Annotated in this window: 10 protein-coding genes; 9 read left to right on the top strand and 1 reads right to left on the bottom strand. The window is 58.4% G+C overall.

The window, feature by feature from the left end; translation table 11 throughout:
• The first annotated feature begins 63 nt into the window (after positions 1–63).
• The 6 genes from RPS27_RS03170 (at position 64) to RPS27_RS03145 (ending at position 6,720) form a co-directional block, all read left to right on the top strand.
• A complete protein-coding gene (locus tag RPS27_RS03170) occupies positions 64–696 on the top strand; it encodes a VOC family protein (protein ID WP_128930002.1) in 633 nt (210 codons plus the stop codon).
• 6 nt (positions 697–702) lie between these two features.
• Positions 703–1,140, top strand: a complete 438-nt coding sequence (locus RPS27_RS03165; protein WP_128930003.1) for a nuclear transport factor 2 family protein — start codon at positions 703–705, stop codon at positions 1,138–1,140.
• 25 nt (positions 1,141–1,165) lie between these two features.
• Positions 1,166–2,437, top strand: coding sequence for an MFS transporter (locus RPS27_RS03160; RefSeq protein WP_128930004.1), 1,272 nt, complete (start codon positions 1,166–1,168; stop codon positions 2,435–2,437).
• Positions 2,438–2,477: 40 nt separating this feature from the next.
• Positions 2,478–3,326 (top strand): fumarylacetoacetate hydrolase family protein, encoded by an 849-nt coding sequence (locus tag RPS27_RS03155; RefSeq protein ID WP_128955136.1) that lies wholly within the window; start codon positions 2,478–2,480, stop codon positions 3,324–3,326.
• Between the two features lie 124 nt (positions 3,327–3,450).
• Complete coding sequence (locus RPS27_RS03150) at positions 3,451–4,446, top strand: zinc-binding alcohol dehydrogenase family protein (protein WP_128930006.1); 996 nt, start codon at positions 3,451–3,453, stop codon at positions 4,444–4,446.
• Positions 4,447–4,647: 201 nt separating this feature from the next.
• Positions 4,648–6,720 carry a methyl-accepting chemotaxis protein gene (locus RPS27_RS03145; RefSeq protein ID WP_128930007.1) on the top strand — a complete coding sequence of 691 codons (2,073 nt, stop codon included), beginning with the start codon at positions 4,648–4,650 and terminating at the stop codon, positions 6,718–6,720.
• 388 nt (positions 6,721–7,108) lie between these two features.
• On the opposite strand, the gene RPS27_RS03140 is transcribed toward RPS27_RS03145, so the two are convergent.
• Entirely contained in the window at positions 7,109–7,756 is a 648-nt protein-coding gene (locus RPS27_RS03140) for a TetR/AcrR family transcriptional regulator (RefSeq protein WP_164938227.1), read from the bottom strand.
• Positions 7,757–7,902: 146 nt separating this feature from the next.
• Here RPS27_RS03140 and RPS27_RS03135 point away from each other — a divergent pair, with 146 nt between their 5' ends.
• From RPS27_RS03135 to RPS27_RS03125, 3 genes are all read left to right on the top strand, one after another.
• Positions 7,903–9,027, top strand: a complete 1,125-nt coding sequence (locus RPS27_RS03135; RefSeq protein ID WP_164933587.1) for an efflux RND transporter periplasmic adaptor subunit — start codon at positions 7,903–7,905, stop codon at positions 9,025–9,027.
• A 137-nt stretch (positions 9,028–9,164) separates the two neighbouring features.
• On the top strand, positions 9,165–10,100 hold the full coding sequence (locus tag RPS27_RS03130; protein ID WP_128930010.1) for an efflux RND transporter periplasmic adaptor subunit: 936 nt from the start codon (positions 9,165–9,167) through the stop codon (positions 10,098–10,100).
• Complete coding sequence (locus tag RPS27_RS03125; RefSeq protein WP_128930011.1) at positions 10,097–13,195, top strand: efflux RND transporter permease subunit; 3,099 nt, start codon at positions 10,097–10,099, stop codon at positions 13,193–13,195. The genes RPS27_RS03130 and RPS27_RS03125 overlap by 4 nt, the downstream gene beginning before the upstream one ends.
• The last annotated feature ends 766 nt before the right edge of the window (positions 13,196–13,961 follow it).

The following is a 13,961-nucleotide window of genomic DNA, read 5'->3' as shown; positions in this document are numbered from 1 at the left end:
TATCGTCGAGCCCTGATAACCTAGAACTATAAGTCAAAAGTGTCATATGAGGAATCTGTCCCCATGAGCGTCCAATCGCTACCCGCCGACCTGCACAAGGCAACCTCCGCGCTGCCTTCGCCGCGCGTTTCGGAGATCGTTCTGCAAACTGCACAGTACGAGCTGATGCGCGACTGGTACTCATCTGTGCTGGGATTGAGCTGGAGCATCACAAATCCTGGCGGTGCCCCGGAAAACCGGCGCCGTTTCGCCGGCTCGCCCAAACAGACCCGAGCTAGCGACGTGCGATCCTGTTTCATGTTCTTGGACCGCTCGCCGGTTCATGGGCAGGTCCTGGCGCTATTCGAGCTGCCAGAGCTATCCGACTCGCCCAGCCGCGATCCCGGCTTGAATCACTTTCAATTTCGTCACGCAAATCTGGCGGCGCTGCTGGATCGCGTGGAATTGTTGCTCGGCGCTGGTCTGCAAGCCCACCGCGCTTCCAACCACGGTCCAGTGACAAGCTATTATTTCTCAGATCCAGACCAGAACGTCGTTGAGCTTTGCTGCAACAATTTTGACGACGCCGAGAAACTCAAGGCCTTCATCGACTCTGACGCTTTCAAGAACAATCCCTCTGGCATTGATGTCGACCCGAAGGATTTCTTGGCGCGCTTCCGCGCCGGCGAGCCATTAGACCAGCTGCTTAAGATCTGAGGGCCCATGCAGCGGGATAGGCTAGAACGAGCGGCGGATATCCTCGAGGCTCAAGCGACGGTCTTGAGCTTCATGGAGCATTTTGACTATGGCAATGCCGAGGCCGCTGCAGGGCTCTTCACAGAAGATGGTGTCTGGCACCGCGGCGATGGCCTTGTACGCGGCAAGGGCATGCTTGTTGATCTTATCAATCGCCGCGATCGCAACCTGGTCGTCCGACACCTGATCTCCAACATCAGATCGGAATGGCTGAACGAAGATCGCATTCTTATTCACGCGTACGTAACTCTGCTCAGCCAGCGCAGTGAGACCACTCCTCAACAGTTTCCTCTGCCATTTGATGGCGTAGCAGGATTTGGCCGTTACGAAGACGAGCTGCATCGGAGCGACGGGCGCTGGTTGATCGCAAGAAAGAAAACGGTGACCGAACTCAAGAAAAAATAAAACATGAGCTGAAAAGGGGAGGAAGATGATGACGAGCGTTAATACGCCTGCGCTGCCGGCCGTTGGCGACCTGTCGCCGCAGGTTCAGCTACGTGGAATAGAGGCAACAAAGGTCGTGCTCGGTTCCGGAATTGGCATGTTGACCAATTTCGGGCCGATCGTAATCTATACTTTCGGAACATTCCTGCTGCCAATTGTCAACGATACGGGCTGGTCGAGGGCCAGCGTGGCTGCCGCTCTTGCGCCAGCTGCTCTCTGCTCCGGCTTCTCGCAGCCAATCGTCGGGTGGCTGGTCGACCGATATGGGCCGCGCGTCTTTGCAGGCTTTTCTTTCGCTTTGTTTGCGCTCGGCCTGATTGCACTCGGTCAACTTCCACGTGATCCCTTAAGTTTTGCAATCTTTATGGGCCTGCTCGGACTCCTTGGCGCGGGGCAAGGGATCACGGCTTTCACCTACATAGTCACTCGGACTTTTTCGACCTTTCGTGGGTTTGCGCTCGGCATCATTAATGCAGCCTCGGCCGCCGGCATCATGTTAATGCCCGCGATCGCCACCTTTTCCATTGCAGAATACGGCTGGCGCAACAGCTACGCAGCGATCGGCGCTGGGGTCGCAATCCTTGGCGCAGTAGCCGTCATCTGGCTCATTCCCGGCAAGGAGCGCTTTCAGAAGTCCGCCGCTTCCGCGCAATCCTCCAAGCTTGTCTTCGGTGAGCTTTTGTCTGCTCCAATTTTTTGGATGCTTGCGTTGGCATTCCTACTGATGACGCTCGCCATTCAAGGTATGATTGTCCACATGACACCGTTGTTGATCGATCGCGGCTTTCGGCCCGTCGATGCGGCGGCTGTGATGGCGACATACGGCATGACGATGCTGGTAGCCCGCTTCTTGCTCGGGTCCATGCTTGATCGATGGTCTCCACGGTTGGTAGCGGTCGTTGGTTGCCTCGGTCCTGTGGCTGCCGGACTGCTGTTGGTCTCGACACGGCAGACTTCTATGGTTTATTTGGCCGCAGCTCTTCTTGCGCTTGGAGCGGGAGCAGAGTCGGATCTCATCCCATACACTGTCGCACGGCAATTCGGCGTTGCCCAGCTGGGGCAAAAGATCGGGCTGTTTATCGTCGTGTTCGCCATTGGCGTAGCCATTGGCCCGCTGATGTTTTCCGCGGTTCAAGCCTTGCGGGGAAACTACGACATCGCGCTCATCGCCAGTAGCGCCCTGATGCTGGCGGCGTCAGTCATCTTTGCTTTGATCCCATCCGCCTCGTTAAGCCAAAACGGCGAAAAGAGCGGCTGAGTCAGCCTTCATCAGCGCCTCAAAAAAAGAAGGTATCTCAATGAAAGTAGCTCGATTTGCTCGGAATGGCTCGGTCAGCATCGGCCTTGTGAAGGGCGACGGCATCATCTCCCTGTCGCCGTTTGATAAAGGCCTATCTGATATCGATGAAGTAGTGGCTGCGGAAGGCTGGGCTCGCGCAGAAAAGCTTATGACACGCGAGCCTGACCTGAAGATTGGTGACGTTGAGTTTCTTCCTCCCCTGTCTGCTAGGGCCAGGGTGTTCTGCGTTGGCTTCAACTATAAAGCTCACGTAGACGAGACCGGAAACGAGGCGCCTGCTTACCCGACTTTTTTCCAGCGAACGCACGAGAGCTTCGTTGGGAATCGCCAGCTGCTGCTTCGGCCTAAAGTGTCTGAGCGCCTCGATTACGAGGGGGAGCTTGCTCTCATCATCGGCCGGACGTGCCACAGAGTGGAGGAGGGAAGGGCGCTCGACTACGTCGGCGGGTACACCTGTCTAAACGAGGGCAGTGTCCGAGATTACCAAAAACACTCTGCCACTGGCATGACGGGCAAGAATTTCGATTCGAGCGGATCCATAGGACCCTGGATCGTGGCGGCGACTGACGTCCCGCATCCGGACCGCCTCGCGCTTTCCACGCGCTTAAACGGCGAGGTGGTTCAACAGGCATCGACGAGCCAGCTGATCTATGGGTTACCGCGGCTTATAAGCTATCTGTCCAGTGTTCTCAGGCTCCTGCCAGGCGATATCATCGCGACCGGTACTCCAGCAGGAGTTGGGTCGCGTCGCGTTCCGCCGCGTTGGCTGCGCGCTGGCGACCGGGTCGAGGTGGAGATCTCAGGCGTCGGAATTTTGGAAAACGCGGTGATCGACGAACCGACGTGAAAGCTCGCCCGAAAGCGGCCGCTTAAAACCTTCCCGATAGGCGGACCCAACAATCTGCTTTCAACAACGGCCCGCGGTTAAGCGCGCCAATACGACCTTACCAATTCAGCGCACGGAGGTGTTCATGCCCGCAGCCATGATGAAAGCTGTTCAAGTCGAAAAGCCGGGAGGACCCGAGGTCCTCAAATACATCGATCTGCCAATTCCCACACCGGCGGCTGGGCAAGTCCTCATTCGGACCGACACCATCGGGGTCGGGAAATACGATGCGCTGGTCAGGACTGGACGCTACCCGTGGCCCGTGGAGTATCCGGAGGTGCCGGGGATCAGTGTAACCGGCTATGTTGAGCGGGTGGGAGATGGTGTTGAAGGCTTCTCCCCGGGCCAGCCCGTTCTCGCATGGAAGTTTTCTCGCCGATGTTACGCCGAATATGTCGCCTGCGATGTCCACGAGATCACGAAGCTGCCTGAAGGCATAGACATTGAGGGCGCGGTCGCAATTCCCGACTATCAGGTCGCATGGGGCATGTTGAATGACGCTGCAGATCTGCGCCGGGTAAAGGTCGCCTCCATCAACGGAGCTACTGGCGGCGTCGGCTGCGCCATGATCGATCTTTGCCGCGCTGCTGGGATACAGCTGATAGCTGTCTGCCGGGCCCCGAACAAGGCAGCGTTCGCCTTGGAGCGGGGTGCAAGCTATGCGATCGACAGCAGCTCTGAAGCGGTTGGTGCCCGGATCTTGGATATCACCAAAGGTACGGGCGTCGACTTGATGTTCGACCAATTGGTCGGTCCGGATTTCCGCGACAACATCAAGCTCGTTGCTCCCTTGGGACAGATCGTCACGTTCAATGCGCTGTCGGGACTTCCATCGTCCGACCTATTCGCGGACTTGCGCAAGAACATGGACCGCAGCATCTCAGTGCGTGCTTATAGCGTTCACGTCTACGATCCATTTCCTCAAGAGCGCGTACGGATTGCGTCAGAGGTCTTCAAACTCGTGGAAGCAAGAGCCATCAATCCGTCCGTGACGGTGCGATTGCCGCTTAGGGAGGCTGTGCAAGCGCATCGAATGCTTGATGGCCGGGAAGTTATGGGCAAGCTGGTGTTAAAGCCGTAGCGAGGGATGCATCACCGCACACCCGAGACGCCGTGATTCGCCGCCTTCCATTTCCTGTCGATGGCAAGGAGATGCGGCGCAATCGACGACACGACAATTCTATACATAGGCATACCGCCACCAAGATGCGTCCCGGACTTAATGATGAATTAGCGAGAGCGCGATAGGTTCTCGGAAACTTATGCGAAATGTGGGGTACGCATGCGAATCGGAAAGCTCTTTGCGCTGTCGATGCTGACGGTGACCACGTTTGCGGTTATTCTCGGCGCCGAGGTTCTGCTTCCGCAGACGCGCATCTTCGTTAGTCGCTCCGAATCCATCAAAATGGTCGAGGCTTTCGGCGCGGTGCTGATGGTCAGTCAACACCTGGCGGGCCTTCGTACACCCTACATCACGATCTTTCAGGAAACGCCCGCCACGCCGACCCAGATCGAAGCGATGGGCAAGGCGTCGAGCGCCGCCGATGCGGCCTTCGACCTGGCCCGCAACAGTTTGCTGGCCCTTGATGGTGGCGAACCGATGATCCAAAGCCTGGACCGTACCGGGCGCCGTTTCAAGGATGTTCATGCGGCGGCCGATCGGGCCGTGCGCGTATCCCTCGGATCGCGCGATAGTGCGGTGGTCAAAGAACTCCTTCCCACTGTTGCCGAGATGATCGGCGCGATCGAGCCGATCCTGAATCGGCTGGAGGGGCAGGTGGTCAGCGCCGATTCTTCACTTGCAACGCTGCTGAGCCTGGCGCGAACCGCGCAGGATTTGCGGGTGACCGCCGGCAGCCACGCCTCGCCACTGTCGCCGGCCTTGAGCGCCTCGCGTCCGCTCACTCCCGCTGAATTTGCGCTGATGGATCGTATGCAGGGCCGCTTAGATGCCGACCGAGAACGCATCGAGGGCACGATCGACCAGCTCGGCAATCCGCCCCGCCTTGCCACGGCCATGAAAGCGGCCGTCGAAGCCTATTTCGGAAAGGCGATTCCGGTCGTCGAGAAGGAAATGCCGGCGGCCAGAGGCGACGGCAAATACAGTCTCAGTCCCTCCGACATGGCCAAGGTCATTGTGCCCGCTATCCAGATGTTCTTCGGCGTCCGCGATGCCGCCTTGGCCGAAGCTGCCGAGCGCGCCTCGGCGGTCCGTGACGGCGCGCTGGGGATGCTGGTGCTTGCAGGAGTTGCAGTGCTGGCCCTGCTCGGTACGCTCGCTGGCGTGACCATAATGCTGCGCCGACGCGTGGTGACGCCGCTAGGCCAGCTTGCGGAGGTGATCGGCACTCTTGCGGCCGGAAACCATGACGTCGAGATCCCATCGACCGGCCGGAATGATGAAGTCGGCCAAGTTGCCGGCTCGCTACAGCATTTCAAAGACAAGCTAGTCGCCCAAAAGGCTGCCGACGCCGCGGCCGCCAGCGAAGCCGAGGGCAAACTCAAACGCGGCCAACGCTTGGACCAGATTGCGCGCGAATTCGAGGCCATGATCGGCGATGTGATCAGGACCGTTTCGTCCGCCTCCGCGGCGTTGGAAGCGTCGGCCGGTATGCTGACTAGCACGGCCGAGCAATCCAAACAGATCACGGCTGCCGTGGCTGGCTCCTCCGAACAAGCTTCGACCAACGTGCAGACCGTGGCGGCGGCCGCCGAGGAGATGTCGTCGTCCGTCGACGAGATTGGTCGCCAAGTGCAAGATTCAGCCCGCATTGCTGGCGAAGCGGTGCTGCAGGCGGGACGGACCAACGAGCATGTCGCCGAACTCGCCAAGGCGGCCCGTCGGATCGGCGACGTAGTCGAACTCATTAGCCAGATCGCAAGCCAAACCAACCTATTGGCCCTCAACGCCACTATAGAAGCGGCACGCGCCGGGGAGGCCGGCCGCGGGTTCGCGGTGGTGGCGTCGGAGGTCAAGGCTCTGGCCGAGCAGACGGCCAAAGCAACCGACGAAATCGGTCAGCAGATAACAGGCATTCAGAGCGCAACCCAGGACTCGGTCGGCGCGATCAAGTCGATCGGAGACACCATCGGCCGCATGTCAGAAATCGCCTCCACGATCGCGGCGGCGGTTGAGGAGCAGGGCGCGGCAACGCGCGAAATCTCCCGCAACGTGCAGCAGGCGGCGCATGGTACCCGACAGGTTTCGGCCAGCATCGTTGATGTACAGAGGGGCGCCAGCGAGACCGAAACGGCGTCATTCAACGTGCTCGCCGCCGCGAAGTCACTGTCCGGCGAAAGCAACCGGCTAGAGACCGAGGTCGCCACATTCCTGGAAGCGATCCGCGCAGCCTAACGGGCCTAACACGGATCACCTGTCCTCGCCGGAACTCTCCGGGCTGAACGTCTCATTGCTCGTCTTGAACGGGCACTCACCACAAGGTCACCTGGACACACCGTCGATAGTCATGTCGGGATAGCACTCAATATGTTTGCCTCGAGTTCGTTGCGGAAACCCCGCAGACTCTGATCGTCCGCTGGATAACAATTGAGTGACAGGTCAGCACCCACACTAGTCACGACCGCCGCCTCACAAACTTTGCTGGCGGTGCAGCTGTGAGCCGTGTCGTGGAAACGTTGCGATCACGACGTGGCTGGGCAGCCTCCTACTTCCTTTTGGTAAACTCAGGCGGCGACGACATTCTCTTTTTCGCCCGTCGATCGGCTACTAATTCAGCAGCCTGCTAGGCGTTTTCGGGACACATCACTGCGCTAATGACGGCGATCAGCTCCTTGCGGAATTGCTTGTCGTCTTTAGCAACCGGCGCAAATCGCGCGATGAATTGCCGGTTAGCCATGGACATCGACATCGCGCCGAGGGCGGCAAAGAATCGCAAGTTCGGATCGACTTTCCGGCTGTTGCCACTCCGATTGACTGCTGCGATCAAGGGTACCAAGGTTTCTCGGAGTGGCTTAGTTAGGGCATTGTGAAAGAACTCAAATCGCTCGCTCTGGTCGATCCCGGCAACCTCGTTGATGACAAATCGCGCAAATTGCGGCTTACGCTGGCCCACATTGATCAATTGTTCAATCGTAAGCTCTAGGCGCTCCCTCGAAGACACTTCTGCCCCATCCGATCGCACGGATGCGAGCAGAGCCATCGCCTCCCCCGAAAACGACTCGATTACGGCCTTCCATAGTTCGAGTTTTGATCCGTAGTGGTAAGAGATCAGGGCGACATCAACTTTCGCGGCAGCAGCGATTGAGCGGAGGTTTGCCTTTTCGAAACCGTGCTCGGCAAATGCGTCGAGCGCTGCATCGAGAAGGTTGTCGGCCTCTAGTTCTGAGCCCTTCCGTGGTCGACCGCGCGTTCTCACGGCTTTTCGAGACATCCCTCCTCCTCCATCGACCATTCCGACCTCTTGACGTTTAGAACGATGCAACTAAATATTCAACGCCTGTTGAATATTACGCCTTGGAGTTCTTTGGCGGGGCGCTCAGACAACTTGAAACTTTGAGTTAAATCAGCATGTTGCAAATGCCCAGCGAAGAAGGGGACCTAATGCCGCGGCTGGCCAACAGGGCGCAATTCCGCACGTCGCTCGCGCTCGTCGCGACCGTGCTTACAGCGTTCCCGAACTCGATGGCGCGAGCGGGTGACAAGTCTTCGGCGCTGTTGCGCGTGACCGTCGCCACCGCCCGCCGGCAACACATCACGCCAGACCTTCCCCTCACTGGGACGATCCAGGCTCGCATCCTTTCGAACATTGCATTTCAGACCAGTGGACGAGTTGTCCGTCGCGACGTCGAGGTTGGGCAGTATGTCAAAGCAGGTCAAACTCTCGCGCATCTTGAACGGACCGAGCAGCAGACCGATGTTACCAGTGCTGAAGCAGCGCTGAATGCTGCGAATGCGCAGTTGCTGGAAGCCCAACGAAATTTCGAGCGACAACAGTCTCTGCTTAGCAGTGGCTCTACCACACGTGAGCGATTCGATCAGGCGTTAGCCACGCTTCGAACAGATGAGGCGCAGGTCAACAGCGCACAAGCTGCCCTGAATACGGCACGCGAGCGGCTAACCTACACGGAATTGAAGGCAGGACGGGACGGCATCATTGTCTCACGTAGTATCGAAGTCGGCCAGGTTGTGCAGGCCGGACAGACGGCTTTCGCCCTTGCCGAGGATGGCCCGCGGGATGCGGTATTCCAAGTTCCCGAGATTCTTGTCACCAATCCGCCAAACGACAGGACTGTCGACATCACCTCGCAATCGATGCCGAATGTAACTGTTGCCGGCTCTGTGCGCGAGATCTCGCCGATTTTGGATCAGGCCACCGGCACCGTTACGCTCAAGGTCGCGGTCGAACGAGCGCCGGCCGATTTGACACTCGGTTCGGCCGTCGTCGGTAGAGCCCGTTGGGAGTTATCGCCTGCCTTTGTCATTCCATCGAGCGCGCTGTTTGCAGCCAACGGTAAGCCCGCAGTCTGGATATTGGATAGCGAGAACAAGGCCCGGCTTCGCGGGGTCGTCGTGCAGGAATATCTCACTGGAGCGGTCGCGTTGGCCGCCGGATTGGAAGAAGGCGAGCGTGTCGTAACTTCCAGCGTACAACTGCTGTATCCAGGGAAGGTTGTCGCGGTCGCCTACGGAGCCGAGCCATGACGTCGCCCGCACCCACGGTCTTGCGGCTGCTACTTTTCGCCTGCGCCGCGGCGCTTTCCGGGTGCGAGGAGAAGAGCCTCGAATCGCCCGTCATTCGTCCCGTGCTCACCATGGTTGTGCAACCGGCCTCGTAGAGGATCGACACCTTCACCGGAACGGTGCAGCCTCGGTACCAGGCCGAGCTTGGCTTTCAAACAATGGGGCGAATGAGCTCGCGCGACGTCAATGTGGGAGATCTCGTTGCCAAGGGGCAAAGACTCGGGTCCCTTGATTCGACCGTCGCGCAGCTCGCGATCGTCTCAAGCCAGGCCGATCTGGCCAACGCTCGAGCGGTCCTTGCCAATGCCGAGGCCACTCTGGAACGAAAGCACAAACTGTTCAGCACGGGCAGCGGGACACAGGCGGACCTCGATGCGGCAACAGCAGCCCAGCAGAGCGCCCAATCACGCGCCACGCAAGCTGAGGCGAGTCTGCAGAAGGCGACCGAACAACTCGGCTACACGACCCTAAACAGCAGCTATGACGGTGTCGTCGTCTCCTGGTCCACGGAAATCGGCCAGGTCGTCTCGGTAGGCCAGACGGTTGTCACCATCGCTCGCCCAACTTTTCGCGACGGTGTGTTCGACATACCGGACGACCGAATTGGCCAATTCATCGAAGGTTCATCCTCTCGGGCATCGCTCCTCGTCCAGGATAGCATCGCAGCCAAGGCGGTCGTCCGTGAGATCGCGCCGCAGTCGGACTCCTCGACCAGAACTCGGCGCATTCGGTTCACCATCGAAGATCCACCTGAAGCGTTTCGGCTGGGAACCACGATCCGCCTCGCGGCTGCACAGGAGGGCCAAATGGAGATTCCGGTTAGTGCTCTTTTGAAAATCGAAGGTCAGGACGCCGTCTGGATCGTGGGAGCAAACAAGAGGGCTCTAGCACGTCCTGTGATGCTCGGCGCCCACAGGGGAGACCGCGTGGCAGTTACATCCGGCTTGTCGATTGGCGATCGCGTCATCACTGCCGGCGTGCATTCCCTCTCCGAAGGACAACTCGTCAAACTTTTGCAAGAGAATCAGTCGTGACCTCCTTCAATCTATCTGAATGGGCCCTAAAGCATCGCTCGTTCGTTTGGTTCCTGATGATAGCGTCCGCGATAGCGGGCCTGCTCGCCTACCGCAGCCTCGGTCGCGAGGAAGATCCTCCGTTCACCATCAAGACTATGGTGATCCAGCAACAATGGCCCGGCGCGACGGTTGACGACATGCTCAATCAAGTGACCGACCGGATTGAAAAGGAGGTGAAACAGATCGGCGCGGTCGACTACGTCAAGAGCTACACGACGCCCGGTCAGACCACGATTTTGGTCAATCTGAAGGACACCACCAAGCCAAAGGACGTGCCGTGGCTATTCTATGAGGTCCGCAAACATGTTCAGGACATCCAGTACACCCTGCCTTCAGGCGTAGGCGCAGCCTCCTTCAACGACGAATTTGGCGATGTCTTCGGCAACATCTACGCGTTTACGTCCGACGGACTCAGCCCACGGCAATTGCGCGACTATGTCGAGCGGGTGCGCTCGGAACTTCTCACCGTGCCAAGCATCGGCAAGATCACGGTGATCGGAGCACAAGATGAGGTCATCTATCTCGACATCTCCACGCGCAAGCTGGCGGCACTCGGTCTTAATATGCAGTCGCTCATCAAGACACTGCAAAATCAAAACACAGTGCAGCCGTCAGGCGTCGTACAAGCGGGCCCAGAACAAGTTTCGCTGCGCGTAAGCGGTCAATTCGCTTCGGAAGAGGCCCTTCGAAGCACCAACCTGCGCATCGACAACCGCTTCCTTCCGCTTAGCGACGTCGCGACCATCACCCGTGGATATCGCGATCCACCCGATCCGCTATTTCGTGTCGATGGAAAGCCTGCGATCGGGCTCGGCATCGCGATGATGGCCTCTAGCAATGTGCTTCAATTTGGTGAGGCGCTGAGAGCAAAGATGCGCGACATCTTGGCCACGCTTCCGGTAGGCGTCGAACTCCACCTGGTTTCCGATCAGCCGAAGATAGTTGAGCAGGCAGTCGGCGGCTTCACCGAAGCGCTCGTTGAGGCCATAGCCATCGTGTTGGTGGTAAGCCTGATCAGTCTTGGAGTGAGGGCAGGGCTGGTGGTCTCGTTCTCAATTCCGCTCGTGCTGGCGGTCGTGTTCGTCATCATGCAGTATTTTGGAGTAACGCTGCAGCGCATTTCCCTAGGTGCGCTGATCATCGCGCTTGGACTGCTCGTCGATGATGCAATGATAACAGTCGAGATGATGGTGCACCGCCTTGAGCGCGGGGACAATCTCTATAACGCAGTGACCTTTGCTTACACCTCGACCGCATTTCCGATGCTAACCGGAACCCTGGTAACTGTCGCAGGCTTTATCCCGATTGGGTTCAACGGCTCATCGGCTGGCGAATACACCTACACTCTGTTCCTCGTAATCGCAGCATCGCTACTAACCAGCTGGGTGGTAGCCGTTCTGTTCGCTCCACTGATCGGCGTCATGGTCCTTCCAAAAACCATGAAACATCACGACCATATCGGTGTCGGCCGGCTATCCCGCTACTTTGTCGTTCTACTGGAGGCCGCGATGCGCTTCCGCTGGGTCACAATCGGCGGAAGCCTCGGTCTGCTCGCGGTGGCAATCGTCGGTATGGGATTTGTGCAGCAGCAGTTCTTCCCGTCGTCAGACCGGTCCGAGCTGCTCGTCGACTTGACGCTTCCGCAGGGCAGCACGATCCTTGAGACCAAGAAGCAGATCGACCAGTTCGAAAAAGGGCTGGCCTCCGATCCTGACGTCGAAAGCTGGAGCTCTTATGTTGGGCAAGGTGCGATCCGCTTCTATCTGCCACTCGACCAGCAGATGGCCTTTAACTATTTCGGCCAGGTGGTCGTCGTAGCCAAGTCACTTGAAGCTCGCAATCGGATCGAAAGCAGATTGCGAAAGACCGCGGCCGATCAATTCATCGGGATCGACGTCTTCATCCACCCGCTCGACCTTGGACCTCCGGTTGGACGTCCGCTGCAATACCGCCTCAGCGGGCCGGACATCCAGCAATTGCGCGCCAAGGCACTGGAGATCGCCAAAATCATGAGCGACAACCCGCATCTTGACCCTCCGACATTTGATTGGAACGAGCCAGGCAAGGTCGTTCAAGTCGAAATAGCGCAAGACAAGGCGAGGCAGCTCGGGCTCGACTCCGTCGATGTTGCCTCGATACTGAACGGCCTTGTCGGCGGGACGTCCATTACACAGATGCGCGATAGCATTTATCAGGTCAACATCGTTGGGCGCGCCGCAAACGACGAACGCAGCCGAATCGAAACGCTGCAGTCGTTGCAGATCCCGACTGGCAATGGACAGGTGGTCCCGTTGCTCTCGTTCGCAACACTTCGCTATGACCTGGAGCAGCCCATTATTTGGCGACGCGACCGTGTCCCAACAATCACGATTCGAGGCACCATCCACGATGGCACGCAACCGGCAACTGTCGTCCAACAGCTTGCGCCGGCTATCGAGACCTTCGCCGCGAACCTGCCGGCGTCGATGAAGATCGCAACCGGAGGCGCCGTCGAGGAGAGCTCAAAGGGTCAGGGTCCAATCGTTGCGGTCGTGCCTGTGATGCTGCTTGCGATGGCGTTCTTCATTATGGTCCAGCTGCAAAGCTTTGCGAAGCTGTTCCTTGTCGTAAGCGTGGCTCCCCTCGGCTTGATCGGCGTTGTGTTCGCTCTCCTCGTATCCGGAAAACCGATGGGTTTTGTCGCGATTCTCGGTACGTTAGCCCTTATCGGGATCATCATTCGCAATTCGATTATCTTGATGGCGCAGATCGACGAAATGCTTGACGAGGGTCACGATCAATGGTCGGCAGTCGTGCTGGCAACACAGCATCGCATGCGGCCAATCCTGCTGACGGCCGCCGCAGCAAGCCTCGGCATGCTTCCGATCGCGCCGCAGGTCTTCTGGGGTCCTATGGCGCTATCGATGATCGGTGGCATCATGGCTGCGACCTTCCTGACTCTCTTTTTCTTGCCGGCGCTTTACATCGCCTGGTTCCGTGTAGAAGCCCCACTAAAGGACTCTTCTTCGCGCCAGGAGGAGCCCAGCAGGCTCGCCAGGGCCAGCTCACCATAGGGAAGCCCGAGCGCGATGCCACAAGGCCTTTGGCGTCCTGCTTGGTAACCGCCACGCTCCGCGCCGGTTTGTACCGGGAGTTCGTGATGCCTTTCCCTGCACCGGATCCGACCGTAGAGCTCTTCGGGCTTGGCGATCCGGTGCACGACGATCGGCGATTGCCGGCAGCGTCGCACGACGTTCACCGCGCTTTCACAATCCACGAGCGTCGTGAAATGATGTCACCGCCGTAGCTGTCGAGCTACCGAGTGATGGTCCTTAGGAGAATCAAACAATCGATCGCGAGACCGAGCACCAGAACGACGTTAAAAAAGCTCGCCACATCATCGTCCTGAATGTCTCTCCCGTAGCGTCCACGGCTATCGAAAGCGCAGCGCCACTGAATTGATCAGGAGCGTGGCACATTGGTCTCGTCTCAGAATGCCGGTGACGCGTCGAACTCGGCCCAGCTACAGTCGACGTGGCTCGGACGTGCGTTTCCGACCGTGCTTATGAAAGCGCACGGCGCAACATGGGTATGGTCGAGAACAAGACCACTGCTAGCAATGTCGTAGACCTTCTTATCAGGTCTGCTCTCCTGCCAGACGTTGTCGAATGCGACGACATCAGCCGTCCCAATCGGCGTATTCTCGTGGGCACAACAAAAGCCCCAAGCTTCAAATCTGGCGCTCTTTGCGGTTCTGCATAGTTGCCGGCCACGCGCATCCATACGTCAGATTTGACATATATGTTCATGCCTGCTAGCCAGTAAGTAATAAATGACATA

This window comes from Bradyrhizobium sp. WYCCWR 12699 (assembly GCF_032144035.1).
Classification (GTDB): domain Bacteria; phylum Pseudomonadota; class Alphaproteobacteria; order Rhizobiales; family Xanthobacteraceae; genus Bradyrhizobium.
This window is presented reverse-complemented; position numbering and strand designations above follow the sequence as displayed.